14 protein-coding genes are annotated in these 16,544 nt (G+C 58.2%); 5 read left to right on the forward strand and 9 right to left on the reverse strand.

Annotated elements, in window-relative coordinates; all coding sequences use genetic code 11:
• The first annotated feature begins 82 nt into the window (after positions 1 to 82).
• From L1A08_RS22285 to L1A08_RS22300, 4 genes are all read left to right on the forward strand, one after another.
• The gene (locus L1A08_RS22285) at positions 83 to 1,468 is read left to right on the forward strand and encodes a nucleoside permease (RefSeq protein WP_238758800.1); all 1,386 of its coding nucleotides are present in this window, start codon (positions 83 to 85) and stop codon (positions 1,466 to 1,468) included.
• Positions 1,469 to 1,775: 307 nt separating this feature from the next.
• Entirely contained in the window at positions 1,776 to 1,967 is a 192-nt protein-coding gene (locus L1A08_RS22290; protein WP_238758801.1) for a carbon storage regulator, read from the forward strand.
• A 21-nt stretch (positions 1,968 to 1,988) separates the two neighbouring features.
• Complete coding sequence (locus L1A08_RS22295) at positions 1,989 to 2,771, forward strand: isoprenyl transferase (protein WP_238758802.1); 783 nt, start codon at positions 1,989 to 1,991, stop codon at positions 2,769 to 2,771.
• Positions 2,772 to 2,830: 59 nt separating this feature from the next.
• A complete protein-coding gene (locus L1A08_RS22300) occupies positions 2,831 to 3,766 on the forward strand; it encodes a phosphatidate cytidylyltransferase (protein WP_238758803.1) in 936 nt (311 codons plus the stop codon).
• 158 nt (positions 3,767 to 3,924) lie between these two features.
• Here L1A08_RS22300 and L1A08_RS22305 read toward each other — a convergent pair whose 3' ends face one another.
• The 4 genes from L1A08_RS22305 to L1A08_RS22320 form a co-directional block, all read right to left on the reverse strand.
• Positions 3,925 to 4,116, reverse strand: coding sequence for a hypothetical protein (locus tag L1A08_RS22305; RefSeq protein ID WP_238758804.1), 192 nt, complete (start codon positions 4,114 to 4,116; stop codon positions 3,925 to 3,927).
• Positions 4,117 to 4,399: 283 nt separating this feature from the next.
• Positions 4,400 to 6,232, reverse strand: a complete 1,833-nt coding sequence (locus tag L1A08_RS22310; protein ID WP_238758805.1) for a UbiD family decarboxylase — start codon at positions 6,230 to 6,232, stop codon at positions 4,400 to 4,402.
• A gap of 203 nt (positions 6,233 to 6,435) precedes the next feature.
• Positions 6,436 to 7,113: a hypothetical protein gene (locus L1A08_RS22315; RefSeq protein WP_238758806.1), complete on the reverse strand. Its 678-nt coding sequence runs from the start codon at positions 7,111 to 7,113 to the stop codon at positions 6,436 to 6,438.
• Positions 7,114 to 7,309: 196 nt separating this feature from the next.
• A complete protein-coding gene (locus L1A08_RS22320; RefSeq protein ID WP_238758807.1) occupies positions 7,310 to 9,403 on the reverse strand; it encodes a type II and III secretion system protein family protein in 2,094 nt (697 codons plus the stop codon).
• 423 nt (positions 9,404 to 9,826) lie between these two features.
• On the opposite strand from L1A08_RS22320, the gene L1A08_RS22325 reads away from it, so the two are divergent.
• Entirely contained in the window at positions 9,827 to 11,731 is a 1,905-nt protein-coding gene (locus tag L1A08_RS22325; protein WP_238758808.1) for a hypothetical protein, read from the forward strand.
• A gap of 84 nt (positions 11,732 to 11,815) precedes the next feature.
• On the opposite strand, the gene L1A08_RS22330 is transcribed toward L1A08_RS22325, so the two are convergent.
• The 5 genes from L1A08_RS22330 to ispF all read right to left on the reverse strand — a co-directional run bounded on the left by L1A08_RS22330 (position 11,816) and on the right by ispF (position 16,382).
• Positions 11,816 to 13,480, reverse strand: coding sequence for a hypothetical protein (locus L1A08_RS22330; RefSeq protein WP_238758809.1), 1,665 nt, complete (start codon positions 13,478 to 13,480; stop codon positions 11,816 to 11,818).
• Positions 13,481 to 13,600: 120 nt separating this feature from the next.
• A complete protein-coding gene (locus tag L1A08_RS22335; protein ID WP_238758810.1) occupies positions 13,601 to 14,596 on the reverse strand; it encodes a Gfo/Idh/MocA family protein in 996 nt (331 codons plus the stop codon).
• A gap of 55 nt (positions 14,597 to 14,651) precedes the next feature.
• Entirely contained in the window at positions 14,652 to 15,278 is a 627-nt protein-coding gene (gene ruvA / locus L1A08_RS22340; RefSeq protein ID WP_238758811.1) for a Holliday junction branch migration protein RuvA, read from the reverse strand.
• A gap of 25 nt (positions 15,279 to 15,303) precedes the next feature.
• Entirely contained in the window at positions 15,304 to 15,798 is a 495-nt protein-coding gene (gene ruvC, locus L1A08_RS22345; RefSeq protein WP_238758812.1) for a crossover junction endodeoxyribonuclease RuvC, read from the reverse strand.
• Positions 15,799 to 15,863: 65 nt separating this feature from the next.
• The gene (ispF, locus tag L1A08_RS22350; protein ID WP_238758813.1) at positions 15,864 to 16,382 is read right to left on the reverse strand and encodes a 2-C-methyl-D-erythritol 2,4-cyclodiphosphate synthase; all 519 of its coding nucleotides are present in this window, start codon (positions 16,380 to 16,382) and stop codon (positions 15,864 to 15,866) included.
• Positions 16,383 to 16,544: the final 162 nt, after the last annotated feature.

A 16,544-nucleotide genomic window follows, 5' to 3' on the forward strand; every position in this document is an offset into this window, starting at 1 on the left:
CTGCGTGCATGCCTCGCATCCCGCTCCGACCGGTGTTGTTTTGGGTCGAAACGACCACCACAGATTTAAGGAAACCCCCTCCATGTCGACTGGTTCCGCCGCGAAGAACACGATCGTGACACGTCTTTCCGTGATGATGTTCATTCAATTCTTCGTCTGGGGAGCCTGGTTCACCTCGCTGGCCGCCTGCCTCGTGAACAACAACATTGGAGATGCAGCCGCCGGTGCTTACGGCAGTGCTCCGATCGCCGCCATCATCGCCCCACTCTTTCTGGGACTGATCGCCGACCGATTCTTCGCTTCCGAAGCCGTGATGGGTGTCCTGATGATCCTGGGCGGTCTGTTTATGTGTGCGGTGCCGCATTACGCTCTCGCGGGAGACACCTCGACGGTCGTCTGGCTTTTCACGTTTCATATGCTGTGTTACATGCCTACGTTGGGGCTGAGTAACACGATTGCCTTCAGCCATATTCCGAGTCAGAACGACTTCCCGAAAATTCGCGTCTGGGGAACGATCGGCTGGATTATCGCCGGGCTCGTCGTCGGCTTCATGGGCTGGTCGCTGAGCGTGAACATGTTCTGGGTCGCCGGCATCTCTTCACTGGTCTTCGGTGTCTACAGTTTCACGCTGCCACATACACCGCCGCCGTCCAAAGGTGAAAAGGCCAACCTCCGCAATCTGTTGATGGTCGATGCCCTCAAGCTGCTTTCCAAACCGAACTTCTTCGTGTTTATTCTCTGCTCCACGCTGATCTGCATTCCGCTGGCCTATTACTACGGCATCACGTCGAACTATCTGACCACAGTCGGTTTCGAGCAACCCGCTTCCACGATGACGCTGGGGCAGATGTCCGAGATCGTCTTCATGATTCTAATTCCGTTCTTCCTGCGGCACCTTGGCGTGAAATGGATGATTCTGGTCGGGATGCTGGCCTGGGTTGCCCGTTACGCTCTGTTCGCCATGGCTGCTCCACAGCAGGTGATCTGGATGATTTATCTGGCCATCATCCTGCACGGGATCTGCTACGACTTCTTCTTCGTCACCGGCTTTATCTACACCGACAAGAAAGCTCCCCGCGAAATCCGTGGACAGGCGCAGTCGATGCTCGTCTTCTTCACGCAGGGTGTCGGGATGTACTTCGGATACTGGATCGCATTTGCTCGACAGGGTACAACGGTCCCGAGCCTGCCGGAGCTGCAGTCCGCGATCGCAGCCGCTCGACCGGAAGAGACACTGACGTTTGCTGAAAAGCTGACGAAGATGTTTGCTGTGAACCTGCCGGAAATCGACCCGACTCTGCTCGCGCAGACAATGGATCAATGGCAGACATTCTGGTGGGTTCCCACGGGGATGGCCGGCATCATTGCCGCGATCTTCTTCGTCTCCTTCTGGGATCGTGTGGACGTTGAGCCAACGCCCGAGAAGGATCCGGCTCAGGCGGTTCCCGACGTCGAGAGCGTTCAATAAGTTGTTTGACGTGATGGCTTGAAATCGAAACGTGATGTCTCAAAATCGACATCGTGATTGATGGTCAAAGCAGATGTCACAAGGTATGATCGCCGAACAGCTCTGTCTGCACAGACAGCTCCGCATCGACGCGATTCTTAGCGTCGCCTCGGAGGAGATGTTCTCCGAGATTGCGGGATTCAATTCCAGGTCATGGGTTGATGTCTTCCTGAATATGCGTGTCACTCGCGTTCGTCATTGATGGGCCGGCCTTCCGGTCTGATTGGTGATGACGAGTCGTATCTGAAAAATCGATCGAGGATAGATCATGAAGGTTATTGCTCGAGGGGTGGCTGAGAGTCTGGTTATAGACGGTCACATTTTGATTACGGTCAAGTCCGTCGAGAAAGACGCCGTCCTGCTGTCGATCGAATCGACTCGGGGCGAGTTTCCCTATCGGGAAGAAACTGTTACTCTGGATCGTCTGGCTCATCTGGTACCACAGTCTTCCAGCCGATGAAACGATAAGGGATTCGTGTCGATGGCGCTTGAAACTCATTCATCGACCGCGACCACAGACTCGCCTGATCCCGTGCCCGCACCTGCCGAATTGGATCGTCAGAAGCTTCCCCGTCACGTCGCGATCATCATGGACGGAAACGGTCGCTGGGCTCAGCGACAGGGAATGCCCCGGATCGAAGGACACCGCCGGGGAGCGAATACGGTTCGCGAGATCGTGACTGCCGCCGCGGAACTTGGCATCGAACAGCTGACGCTGTACTGCCTGAGCAGTGAGAACTGGAAACGCCCCGCAGCCGAACTCTCCTTCCTCATGTTTCTCCTCGAGAAGTATCTGATTGAGGAACGCAAAGAGATCGTTCGGCAGAAGCTGCGATTCAGCACGATCGGCCTGACGAATCAGTTGCCCGAAGCGATCCGCGACGAGATTCAGGAAACGAAAACCCAAACCGAACAATTCGAGGGCATGCGACTCTGCCTGGCGCTGAACTACGGCGGACGGCAGGAGATCGTCAACGCGGTCCAGAAACTGGCGCACGACGTTCAGGACGGTCGACTGGATCCCGACGCCATCGACGAGACGATGATCAGCAGTTCGCTCGATACGTCAGGCATGCCGGATCCCGATCTCGTCATCCGCACGGCTGGAGAAATGCGGTTCAGCAATTTTCTGCTCTGGCAGATCAGTTACTCCGAACTGTGGGTCACCGAGAAACACTGGCCGGAGTTCTCCCGAGGTGATTTCCATCAGGCACTCGGCGACTTCAGCCGCCGCAACCGCCGCTTCGGGGGTTTGAACAAGTAAGCTGCATCCCGAGACACCACATCCTTGTCCCCTTTGTCGAAGTGTTAGTCTGACGTTGTATGGTCGAGTCGCCCGAACAGTTACCGCCGAAGTCTCGGAATCTACGCTGGCGCCTGCTGATTTCCGCCATTCTGATTTCGACGCTCGGAGGATTGTTCTACCTGGATCACTGGATCGGTCGCAGCGCTCCGATCCTGCTGCTCGTCTGCCTGTTCCTGGCTGTTCGCGGCACCTACGAGATGTCGGGACTGCTTAAGACTCGCTCGTTCCAGCCGCGATTTGGGCTGGTCGCCTCCGGGACCATTGCCATTATTCTGGCGACATGGCTCAAGCCGCTCGGCATCGGCGAGACGCATATGGTCGATTTGTCTTACCTCGGCCCCACAATGCTCGCCTTCAGCCTGGTGGTGATGGGCCTGTTCATGGTCTCGGCGTTGAAGTTTCGCGAGCCAGGCAAGACTATGGAATCGCTGAGCGCCGAGATCCTGATTCTCGTCTACGTCGGCGTGTTCCTCAGTATGACCGCTCAACTGCGGTGGGTCGCAGGCCCCGATGCCGGCTATCTCGTACTTGGTTCGCTGATTGTCGCCACGAAAGGCGGCGATGTGGGCGCCTACACACTGGGCAAACTTCTGGGCCGCAAGAAACTCAATCCGTTTCTCAGTCCCGGCAAAACGTGGTGGGGAGCGCGGGGCGCTCTGATCACCTCGGCTCTGTTTTCGTGGCTCTGGCTGACGTACATGCCGCCCGTTTTCGATCCAAGCTGGGAACCGGTGCCGTGGCCGCTCGCCCTCCTCTACGGAATTGCCGTGGGGATTGTCGGCATGGTGGGCGATCTCTGCGAATCGCTGATCAAGCGGGACGTCGGCAAGAAAGATTCCGCAGCCCTGATGCCCGGCTTCGGCGGCATTCTCGACATCCTCGACAGTGTGCTCTACACAGGGCCAGCGGCATATCTGTTCTGGAGCCTGTTCCCCATGGCCAGCTGGCGATGAACAGGCAAGCTGGAAGAGGCGCAGCCGTATCCCGGCAAATGCGTGTTGAACCGCTCTGGCACATGCCTTCGCGAATGCACAGTCTCAACAGGCATGCTCGATAGCTCGAACGCCCATTTGGTGGGACACGTTTGCTATCCCGGCCTGCGAAAACGTCTCTACCGGAGTTCCTGGAAGCACTGGCGGACCATGTAGAGAATGAGAGCGGCGCTGACGAGGAACATGATGTCCATCACCATGCTGTAACCGGCGAAGGGAACCCCGACAATCAGATCGAGCACGGACAGCAGCGCGACGACTCCCGCAGCAATTGCCGAGGCGATCAGTAAGCGACGGATTCCAGCAGACATGACGGTTCCTTGAAGTCTCTCTACGGTGCGTGTTCCCAGAACAATCACTCTGGCGTTCAACTCGTGGGGTCGACACGGACGGCGGCGAGTGCCGCACAACCGACCGGGAGCCGCTGCGAAGGGCGAACCGAAGTCGTTCCCGGCTTACTCAGCGAGCCAGCGTCTCTGACGTGATCTGCCAAGTATAGCTTTGAACGCTCTACGAATGCCAGCGGTTTTCGCGACTCCGAACGGTCGAATTGAACGAACCTGCAGGTTGCAACGGACATAGCGGCGATGTCGTTTACAAAATCCCGTGCAACGGGCCCCCGCGAGCCGCCAGTTCGTCCACACTTCGGGTGACTTCCGGGTCCTCGACCAGAGGCGGCGCGTGATGCGGCTTCACCCGGGCATCGATGACCAGGGCGCCCCGACAGCCCCAGTGCTTCTGCTCCGTGAACTCTCCGATCCCGAACAGATCCGCGGCCGGATCGCTGCGGGTGAACGTCGTCCAGAGAAAGTTGTTCAGCGTCGCCGCGGAGAACGTCGCATCGTCGGCGACAACAATAATCCGGAAACGATTCACGGGATGATCCGTCGGAAGTCCCAACAACTCTTCCAGTCCACGTTGAGGCCGGTCGGCTTCATAGCGGAGGCCGGAAATCACCAGAACTCCTGGAATCGCGATCTGGGCGGCGGAAACCCGGGACGGGAGTCCCAAGGTCGCCGGAATTTCGACGGCAAGTTTGAATCGTTCCGGACCGGCAGCGGCGATGACGAGCTTCGAGCCTTCGTTGAATCCAGTCCCGGTGTAGTCGAGCGTGTCGATCGTCGTCCGTGTCTGAAAGTGAAGGTCGCGCGTCCAGTCGGCTCGTTTCAGCACGTGCTGTAAGAACGTGGAGATATCGTGGCAGCGCAGTTCGGGATCGTCCTCGTGAGCCGCGATGATCAAGTACTTCGCGAGAGACAACTGGCCCTGCCCCAGGATGGAGTTGGCACAGGTCAGCAGTTCCTGCGGTTTCCGTTCGGCTGCGTAAGGCACGTAGCGTTCACTGCCAATGGCAAGCAGCAGCGGATGCACGCCGGCCGCGTCGACGGCATGAACTTCATGCACTCCGGCAATCACGGTGGGAATAATCGGTCCGGTAATCTCATGGATGATCTCACCAAACGCCGTATCCTCCTGGGGCGGACGCCCCACGACCGTGAAGGGCCAGACCGCACCGGGACGGTGATAGACCGCTTCCACGTTGAGGACCGGAAATTCGTGCTGCAGGCTGTAGTAGCCCAGATGATCGCCAAAGGGCCCCTCGGGCAGCTGGCGCTCGGGGTCCACCGTGCCGACAATGCAGAAGTCCGCCTCCGCATACATGGCTGAATGGTCTTTGGACGTCACCATTGGAATTCGGTGGCCGGCCAGGGCTCCTCCGAACATCAATTCCGACATTCCTTCAGGCAGAGGCATCACCGCTGCAAGGGTCATCGCCGGATGTCCGCCAACGAAAATCGACACCCGAAACGGCTTACCGGCCGAGAGTGCTTTGGAATGATGCACACCGATACTGCGGTGAATCTGATAGTGCAGGCCGATCTCGCGATTCTGTGCGTATTGATTCCCGGAAAGCTGGACGCGGTACATTCCCAGATTCGACTTCATCAACCCTGGTTGAGTCACGTCTTCTGAGTAGACCTGCGGCAGCGTAACGAACGCTCCACCATCGTTGGGCCACGAGACGAGTTGCGGAAGATCTTCGATCTGGATGCGATGCTTGAGAATCGGTCCCGAACGGACACGCCGGGGCAGCATATGGTAAGCAGCCGGCATCGCCGTTAACGACTTCCACGGTTGCCTGAGACCGCCTGGCGGATCGACCTTGAGAGCGACCAGCTGCCGGACGGCATCGAGCGTGTGGCGAAACATGTACCGAGTCCGCTCCATCGTCCCGAACAGGTTGCTCACCATGGGGAATCGGCAGCCGACCACGTTGCGAAACAGAAGTGCCGGTCCGCCGACCTGATAGACACGTCGTTGGATCTCGGCCGCCTGCAATCGCGGATCGATCGGAACGTCGATCTCAACCAGATGATTGCCTCGCTTCAAATCGGCCAGGCACGCTGCAAGACTTCGAGGGGGCATATCAACAACCGTGGCAGGCAAAACGATGCGAAAAGCAGGTGGAGTTCACACGGGTTATTCTAGTCCCTGCTTCCGAGGATCCCAACGCTGGTTGAATCCGTTCGATGCAGTTCCCGACGTCCGGCACAAAAAAAAGCGACTCTCCTGAAAGAGAGTCGCTTTGAGTTCTGTTCGATCCGCTTGATGAATCGGGTTCGGACTTCTTAGAAGCCGCCGCCGAATCCACCACCGCCACCGAATCCACCTCCGAAACCGTTGTTTCCGAAGTTGTTGAAGTTGTTATTTCCACCACCGCCACCAATGTGCTGGTACCAGTCGCGTTCAGATTCGATCGAGTTGTAACCCGGTCCGTACGGCGTGGCGACAATCGTCCGCTGATCGCCGTCTGGATTGCCGAGATCGGTCAGAATCTGAGCGATCAGATTGCGGCGATAGGCATCGAGCTCCGGATTGGAGTTGTTCTCAGATCGTTCGACGAGCACAGGGAACGGAGCACTTCGCATCCGAGCCGAGATCTCGAGCACTTTGTCTTTTCCATCCGGAGTCAGCTCGGCGGTTTCCAGAATGAAATCGTGCTGATACAGGATGAAGTCGACAGCTTCGCCGTTCGTTTCCATGGCCTGGTAGTGCGCCCGGTTGGTCACTCCCAGTGGGAGCACTTCCGGGATGGCGTGACTGCGGAAGCGGCTCCAGAAGCGGGCCCGATATTCGGCCCACGACCATCCGCCACCCCAGCCCCAACTGCTGCCGCCGGTGTCACAGGACTCGTACCCCGTCGGGCAGGTTTCGCACTGGCTCGTCTGAAAGTGAGAACAGCCTGCCAGCAGGCTGGATCCCACCACCAGCGTCGCGAAAAGTATGGTTTTCGTTGAGCGGGTCATCTTCTCCCCCCGAGAATCCCTGTTTTTGACTTCATGTCTGGGTCGAATCGGCTGATCCGGCGAGAATGCACTTCTCGTCGAAAAAGCGGTCTGTGACTTAATATTTCCTATCGTCGCTGGCTCGCATCGAAATCAGCGAATCCGGCGAAGTCATTACCGCGACGGGATTTTTCTCGTCGCGGCTCCCTACAGTTTCTTACTGACGCGGTGTCTGGTATCCGGACTGCGGAGTCTGATACCCGGTCTGCATGGTCTGACCGGCTCCCCGCTGTTGACCGTAGGCCGGTGTTACCTGGCGACCATAGGCAGCCGTCGGCTGTCCACCGCGATACGACTGGGCTCCCGGATCCGGAGAGGGCATCATCTGTCCCGGCCCCTGCATCATCGGAGCATTCTGATATCCGGGAATCGGCTGACCGTTCGGATACATCGGGCTCTGCATGGATGGCGGAGCCATCGAAGGATTCTGCATCGGCTGGCCATAGTACATGTCCTGCCCATTGCTCGGATAAGACCCCTGCGGTGCCATCATGTTCTGATTCATCGACATCGGCGGCTGCATCCCCTGCTGGTACATCGTCGGGTCGCCACCCTGGTATTCCATGCCACCGTTCATCCCCTGCAGATCTCCCGGGAAGGCATTGGGATCACCCTGATATCGTGAGTTCTGATTCATCCAGGGAGCAGGAGCAGGTACGCCGCTCGGCTGATTGGCCTGAGGAATCGGTCCGTACTGCGGCGTGGCCGGAGACGGGTTGTAGATGTTGAGGCCAACCGGAGTTGGTTCGCCAACGTGGTTGCCCAGAGGAGCGAGCTGATACACTTCGGTATCCGGAGCCCCTTCGGTCATCGCATAGCGATACAGTTCAGCATCGTTGGGGTGTGTGACATAGTAGCCAGGAACCGGCGGCACTTCGTCTGGATCCATCGGGCGGACCAGTTCGGGTGTCACGAGAACAAGCAGTTCCAGCTCGTCTTCGTTGGCTCGCTTGGTGTTGAACAACAGCGGTCCGATGACCGGAATTTCACCAACGAGCGGGATCCGCGTTACTTCCGTGCTCTGCTGACGAGACAGCAAACCACCCAGAACAATCGACTGACCTTCACGCAGTTCGACCGTCGTATTCACGCGGCGAGACGAAAGACCGGGCACACCGTTGACGGAGTTGTTGGGATCGATTCGCGAGAACTCCGGAGAGATTCGCAGGCGAATCAGGTCGCCATCCACAACCGTGGGAACCACGACCATCGACGTACCGAAGCCTCGGAACTGAGTTGTCTGAGCCTGGGCTCCACCGACACCGACGATGGTCGGGACAGCAAATTCACCCCCGGCAAGAAACGTTGCCGGATGACCACTCAGCGTCGTCAGTGACGGACGGGACAAGATCTTGGCCGTTCCGTTGGAAGCCAGTGCGCTAATCAGCACGCTGATGTCGCCGTTCTCGAAGACACCCGACAGTGTCGGCACGCCCCCCGAGATGGCGGAGCTGATGACATGGCGTCCGTCGGCGATGAGATAGGTCATGTCGACCCCCATCCGACGCAGTTCAGAACGGTTCAGTTCAGCAATCGTCACGTGCAACATCACCTGGAACTCGCCAGGGACCTGCAGCATGTTGACGAGGAATCCGGAGAACAGATCGTCTTCGTTGGGAAGCCGGTCGTCGCCGCCGAAGTCGTTGCCTCGGCCACCGAATCCGCCCGGGCCACCCAGTCCACCGTAGTCATCGAGGTACTCGCCACGGATGATCTGAAGGATTCGGGCGGCTTCAGCGGCGTCTCGAGCCTGACCTTTGACCACGAGCTTCTCGTGCAGAGGAATCAGGTAGACTTTGCTGTTCGGAAACAGGACGGCGATTTTCCGTTCGAGCTTGCCGTAATCGATGCGGATCTGCTCTTCGATATTGGGATCACGAACGGTCGTGATCTCATAGATGAGCGGATCGTTGTCATCTTCAAACCAGAGCGTCAGCGTTGTGGTGCCGAGTGCCGCCCCAATGATCGCGAACTCGTTCTCTTCGAACGGGGCGATATCGATCACAGTCGGATCGGCAATCGCCATCCGCGTGACTCGCTTGGCCGTTTTGACGAGCTGGCTGCGATTCTGAATCACCTCCAGCTTTCGTTCGACCTTGGGCATGCTCACGATCCGGGCATCCAAGCCCGGCCGCGGCGAATCCTGCCCGTAAGCCTGCATGGCCATCGTGAGGCAGAACCCACTGAAAGCCAGTTGCAGAATTCGCTGACCGGCAAAAAGTTGCCACAAGTACCTCGATGAATCCGCCATCCGAGGTCGCTCCTTCCCTGGAGTGAATATACGAAAGGTCGATGCAGACAGCCGGGCCTCTTGCCCTCACGCCGTCACGCCCTCAAGAACAGTCTTAGATTTGCGTCGTTAACGTTCTTGCCTCTGCCGCATCGAATCAATCTGGTTTGAAGCCATGACGGAATCAGTCCGTTTCACGCAGATTCGAACGCGCTGAGCCTTGGAATCTTCGGACCTGCCGGAAGACTCCCTGCCTTAGGTATCGGTTGTACCGGTTGGTGAATTAATCGGATTTCTATGAATTCCCCTGACGGCTCTGCTTTTGACGCATCTTCCGTCAAGGAATCGCCGTATAATTCGAGCTGAACTACGGTCATTTACCTGACGTTTTCCCACCCTCGCTGCCAGTTATTCCGCCCGCAAGCCCCCAGTTACCAAAAGTTTATGGAATCGACACACAATCTACTCAAGTTGAGTGAGCGAATCTCGCTCCTCCCTGTCGTGCACGGCAGCGGAGATTTTGCGGTTGAAGTGCGACGAATCCTGCTGAATCACCGATTCGACTGCCTGGCCGTTCCCCTGCCGACCGAGTTTCAACCTGCTGTTGAAGCAGCGATTGAAAAATTGCCGGTCGTCAGTGTTATCTGGCAGCTGGAAGACAACGAGTTCGAACAGCGAGACTGGGAACCGGGGCACGATGAGGATGATGACGACGACGATGACTGGGACGAGGATGCCATCGCCACGTACATCCCGGTTGATCCCTGCCAGCCGGTCATCGCCGCACTGAGAATCGCTGCCCAGGAACGGATGCCACGGTTCTTCATCGATGCCGAGGTCGAGCAATTTGAAGTCGTCCATTCCGCCCTGCCCGATCCCTATGCCGTGAAGCAGCTTCAGGCCGAGGCGTTCTCCTCCGCTATTCTGCCCGTTTTGCCCACTTCCGTTCCCGATCAGGTGAAACTGCGGGCCACGCATATGGCGGGACGCTTGCGGGAGCTGGAAACTCAGTATTCATCGATCCTCTGCCTTTGCTCCTACAACGAATGGCTCTCGATCAAATCGGCGTACGACTGGTCCGATCCGCTTCCCGAATCCGAACGTGCCCCGGAACAACCGGTTCGTTCCGCCATCGTCGCCGAACGGACGCTGATGTTCCTGACCGGAGAACTCCCCTATATTACCGCGCAGTATGAAAAGGCACGGGCCGAACTCGATTCCGACGAGAACCTGAGCATCGACGGCATCAAGGCTCTTTTACTGCGAACGCGTGAAGTCTATCTCGAAGAGTATGGCCAGCGGGCTCGCGCCATCACTCCCAAGCTGCTCGGCACCTACTTCCGCTATATTCGCAATCTGTCGCTGATCGAACGGCGGCTCACCCCCGATCTCTACACGCTGATTGTCGCCGCACAGCAGATCTTCGGGGATCAATTCGCAATTCTTCTGGCCGAAGTCGCCCGCAGTTACGAACACCAGCCCCCTGAGACGGACAACTTTCTGGCGATGGGGATTGATCAGGCCCGTCTGCCGGACGGGGATGTCGTTGATATGAAATCGCGACTGCCGGGTCACCCGGTGTCCTGGCGATCCTGCCGACTGCAGTCGCGACCGGAGCACCGCAAGCAGCAGACGTGGCTCACGTCCTGGAATCCGTACTCCCAATGTAGCTGGCCGCCGGAAGATCAGGCTATCGAACGGTTTCGGACGCACGTGAAGGACCATGCCCTGGCCCTGCTCGGCAACGATCTGGCTCGCACGGAGAAGTTTTCGACCAGCCTCAAGGACGGCCTCGATATTCGGGAAACGCTCCGCAACTGGCACACCGGCGACTTGTACGTGAAAGAGATCCCCCCCACGCGCGGCGGGCTCGACTGCGTCGTGATGCTATTTGATTCCCCAGCCGATCCGCGCGAGTACCCGCACCGGATCACATGGCACGCTGAACACCAGGATGAATCGACGCTCGCGTTCTTCGCCACCGACTTTCTGAGTGAACTGGTCGGTCCTCAGATCGCCCTCGGCCGATATGGCGGTGCCCTCTTCCTGTTCCCGCCCCGCCCGATTCGCGACATCTGGACGGATCGTCGGTTCGACTATGTCGACACGCTTGAAGAACGGCTGATTGTGGCTGGCTGTCATTACAGTCGAGAAAAACACATCGCCCTGCTCAGCGAACGCCCGCCGGGCATCGCCTGGAAAAAACTGGCTCAGCGAGCCGGCAAGAAGATCATTCATGTGCCGATGAATAAATTCAGCCAGCAGACGATCCAGCAGCTGAGGATGTTCCACATTCTCAACGGCCAGCACGTCCGCAGCTACGCCGCCCATTACATCCGCAAAGCGTAATTCAACGCGGGTGTGGTTCTGAGCTGACCGGGCGGCCTGTGAAGCCATCCCAGCGGAGGACGCCGCGTCCAGTCGCTGTGGACTTTACCCCTCCGCAATGACTTTCAGCGATTCGGTGCGTTCCCGCAGCACTTCGCTCTGAGAGAGCAGCGACTTACGCATGGTCGCGATTTTCTTGAGGATCTTCTCGCTGTTGCTGGCGATGGTGCGGACCCAGGTTTCGACATCGTCCATGGCGGAGATCTGCTTCTCGACTTCGAGAATCGCTTTATCGATTTCGAGGAAGTCAGCCGAATGCGACTCGTTGTGCTGCCGGGCCCGAACACAGAGTGCTTTCGCCAGTGTGATCGCGGTCTTGAGATAAAGGTCCGTCATCGTGTCTTCCGGATCCCAAACCACGAACACATCGTTGCCGATTCGTGTCAGCGATTCGAGGTTCTCCGGAGCGTTGGAGCGAGCGAATACGAACAGGCCGACCTGGGCGTCGCGGTTGTCGCGAGCCATGGTGATTTCTTCCCGCGCCTGAGCAAGCTGATACTTCTGCTTGTCCTTGGCTTCGATGGTAATGCGAGCCCCGGGGGCGGCTGATTCCGGGCCGAGTTCCAGGGTGATATCGCCGACTTTGCAGTTCTTAATGCGGCCGGTCGTGTTCCCGGTCGCCGTCACCATGTCGTCGGTCGCTTTGAATTCGTGATCGATAAACGACATCAGCGATTGTTCAAACTCGATTCCATGCAGCGTTCCCCGGGCCGCCTGCTCCTTGCGAATCTGCATCGCCTGCAGAGCCGTGGTCACTTCCTGCTGAAACTCGCGGCTGCTCTTCTGCTGTTCCTGCAGAATCTCGGTCAGTTCTTTCCGCAATCGGGCGAGAGCCGACTGATCATCATCGAGGGTGAGCTGGCTGTTGATCGATTCCTGCGTCGCTTCGAGAATCCGCTTGAGCCGCGACAGCGCCGACTGCTCTTCGTCGAGCGAAAACTGATCCTGAATCGTCTTCTGGGCGGTGTGGACATTTTTCACCAGCCGACTCAACGCGGACTCTTCGTTATCGAGCGAAAACTCGCCGACGGCGACATCTATCTTCTTCGCCAGATCGCCGGCCATCTCACCGTGACGATCGGTCAGTTCCCGGATGAACCGCGACAGAGCTCCGTCTTTGTGATCGAGCGAGAACTCGACCAGAATCCGTTCCCGCTGCCGGTTCAGCTGATCGTCGACCGTTTGACGGAGCAGGCAGAGCAGCCCCTTCGAGTCTTCCGGGTCGAGATGTCGCAACAGTGGACTCTCTTCGCCGAGATGAGCACTCAGGGTGCGGACGAGTTCGGAGTCCTGCTCGCCGAGATGCTTCTTGAGCACCTGTTCGAGTTCGCCGTCCTGCTTCAGCAATCGCTGCAGACGTTCGTGCAGTCGGCCGGAGTCGGGATCGAAATAGTGCCGTAACTGAGCATCGACCGCTTCCTTGAGCACCTGCGAATGAGCATCGAGCCGCCCCTGCAGGGTCGTGACAAGCTGCCTGCCTTCGTTCCGCACCGTCTCGGCGTCGATCTGACCGCGAGCCTGCTTCAAGGCGAGCACGCCGATCTTCAGAGCCCGGAGCGCAAAGTCCTCCCGCTCCTGGTCGTCGAGTTGCCGAAGTTCAGCCACGACTTCGGGATCCTGAACCAGCAGTTCAAGGGGAACCCCGAGTCCATATCCATCATTCGAGGCAGCGTCGTAGTTTTCCGGGCGAGTGGTGCGAGACACCGACATGATTCGTTCCTTCTCTCTCAGGAGCAGCGATTTTCCTGATCATACGCTCATCGGGCAAGATCCGCAAATCTCGGTCCCCTTTCCGTACCGGCGGCATCCTGCCGCTACGGGGACGCTAGTTTACCGGAGTTTCACCCAGTCGTTCTTCTCGGCGCTCTCGAAGATCGCTTCGATGACTCGCATGTTGCCGATGGCATCGCTGAGTGGCGTCGGCACGGGTGTGTCGTTGAGGATTGCCTCCGAGAACAGCCGGCCCTGGATCGCGTATTGATTGCAGATCGGAAACTCAAGCTGCTCCACCTCTTTCCCCTGCTGCAGCCAGGCGATGCAGGGGCGATCGATCGGAGCATTGAAGGGGATTTCGATCTCGTAGCGGCCTTCCGAGCCGAAGACATTCACGCGCTGATAAGGCACCATCTGGGTGGAGCAGGAGAAGGTCGAAGTGCCAGTGCCGAAGTCGAGAATCACGGAGGCCAGACGGTCGGTCTGGAATTCGGGATCGAAATCGATTGTTCCCATCACCCGTTCAGGCTCGGAATCGAACAGAAACCGCGAAAGCGAGATCGGATAGCAGCCGATGTCCATCAGCGCTCCGCCGCCCATCGCCTTCTGATTGCGAATGTCGCCCGCGTTGCGATTGAAGTACGAGAACGAACAGTCGATCGTCTTCAGTTCGCCCAGCACTCCACTGGAGAGGACTTCCTTCGCCTTCTGCCATTGCGGATGATGCCGATACATGAAGGCTTCCATCACCTTCAACTGCGGATGAGCCCTGGCGGCATCAACGAGTCGCTGTGCATCGGTTACACTCAACCCGAGTGGTTTCTCGCAAAGCACATGCTTTCCGGCTTTCAGGGCCGCGATCGACCAGTCGACATGCATGTGATTCGGCAGGGGATTGTAGACGGCATCGATGTCCGGATCGGCCAGCAGCTCTTCGTACGAGCCATAAGCTTTGACGATACCCAGAGACTCGGCTGCGGACTTCGCGTTATCCAGATTCCGCGAGCAGATCGCGGCGATCTCAAGATTCTCGGCCTGCTGCATGGCGGGGATCACCTGGACCGTTCCAATTTTCGCCGTGCTGAGAATACCCCAGCGAACACGATTCGACATGTCGACTTTCCGGGAAGGGAATCAAAGAAGTGAGGGAAGACAGCCTGCCAGAGGCTTATTGATATTCCTGCTGATAGATGGCATTCAGAACATCTTCGACCGACTTGAATTTCTTGCCCGATGCGAGCACTCGGTCGATCTTGTCCCGGGCATCCTCGCTGGTGTGGCCGAGCACGAGCAATGCCTCATACGATTCCGAAATCAGATCGTGCTGAGGCTCTCCGCCCTCGCCGTCGGCCCGATCGACCATCAGAGCGAAGCGGGTCATTCTGCGACGCAGTTTGGCGACGATCCGCTCCGCGACTGCGGGGCCAATGCCCGGCAGGGTGCTCAGGGTTTTCGTGTCCTGCTGTTCGATGGCCGCGGCGACTTCGCGAACCGGTCGGACAATCGCCTGCAACGCTTTCTTGATGCCCAGCCCGTCGACCGAACAGATCAACTCAAAGAAGGCCAGTTCGGCGCTGCTGGTGAAGCCGACGAGGCGAGGCGTCATCCGGCCCCCCTTTTGCGGGTTGCCTTCCAGGTAGGCCATTGTCTGCAATTCGATCTCTTCGCCGATGCGGTTCTGCAGTTGGCGGCGGACAAAATCGGGGATGAAGACTTCAATGGTGAAGGGTCCGGCCTGCAGGTAAGCCGAGGTGGCTTCGACTGCTTTGAGCGAACCGCGAATCGATGAGATCAAAGGTGACTCCGTTCCAGGTTGCCGCTCAGGCGGCGTTCTGATCAATCTGAATGAGATGGAGATGACACAGAGCGATAGCCAGCGCGTCTGCCACATCGTGAGGCCGGGGAACGCAGTTGAGCCCCAGTTCGGTCTTCACGACAAGCTGCATCTGTTCCTTGGACGCTCGCCCGCTGCCGGTCAGAAGTTTCTTGATTTGTGTTGGCTTGTAATGGCAGACCTTGAGTCGGGCATCGGAAGCGACCGCGAGCATTGCTCCTCGAACGTGAGCCAGGAGAATGGCACTCTTCGGGTTCTTGCCGAGTGAGAAGACCTGCTCAATGGCCAGAGCGACCGGCTGCCACTGCTCAATGACGTCACGGATTTCCCCGGCGATTTCTCCGACCCGTTCCGCCAGTGTCTGATCGGTCGACGTTGCAATGACGCCTCCTTCATCGAGCACGACCCCTTTCGGGCCGCGATGAATCACCCCGTAACCCGTCCGGGTCAAGCCGGGATCGATCCCCAGAATCCGTTCCATCTGAAATCTCCCGTCCGCAGGAAATGTATGTCCCGCCGTGGCTCCAAGCCGTGATGGCGGGTGCGTCAAGATGCACCCTGCCTGAGGTATAATAACGCGCTGACCGCCGCACCGATGGCTTCTTCCCGGCCAATCGGGCCGACTTTTTCGCCGGTTTTCGCCTTCACGTTCACGCGGTCGAGCGGCAGTTCCAGCAAATCGGCGATCCGTTGTCGGATTGCTGTTTTGTAGGGGGAAAGTTTAGGGGACTGGGCGAAGATCGTGCAATCGACGTTCGCGATCGCATATCCCTGCTCCCGGACACGTTTCACGGCTTCTCTCACGAAGATCGAAGAGTCCGCATCGCGGTGGGCCTCGTCGGTATCGGGAAACAGTTCGCCAATATCGCCGGCTGCGATCGCTCCCAGCAGCGCGTCGGTCAGGGCGTGCAGCACGACATCGGCGTCGCTGTGCCCGACCGCTCCCACCGTATGCGGAATCTCGATCCCGCCGAGAATCAACTTGCGGCCCGGAGCCAGGCGATGGGTATCGTGCCCTTCTCCGATTCGCCAGGGGGGTTGAGAAGACCGAGAGTTATCCGTCACGAGGGACCTGCCGCTGAAAAAGAAGAGTCACAAACAGTTTGCGTCTAATTTAATGGTCCAGCAGCTCCCCGGCAATCGGGCCTCTGTCCCCGGTCAGCCCTGTCGCACGCTGAGGATGATGGACGAACATTCTCGAAGAATCGCACCGATTTGTGCTCCATC

Origin of the sequence: Rubinisphaera margarita, assembly GCF_022267515.1 — a bacterium.
GTDB lineage: Bacteria > Planctomycetota > Planctomycetia > Planctomycetales > Planctomycetaceae > Rubinisphaera > Rubinisphaera margarita.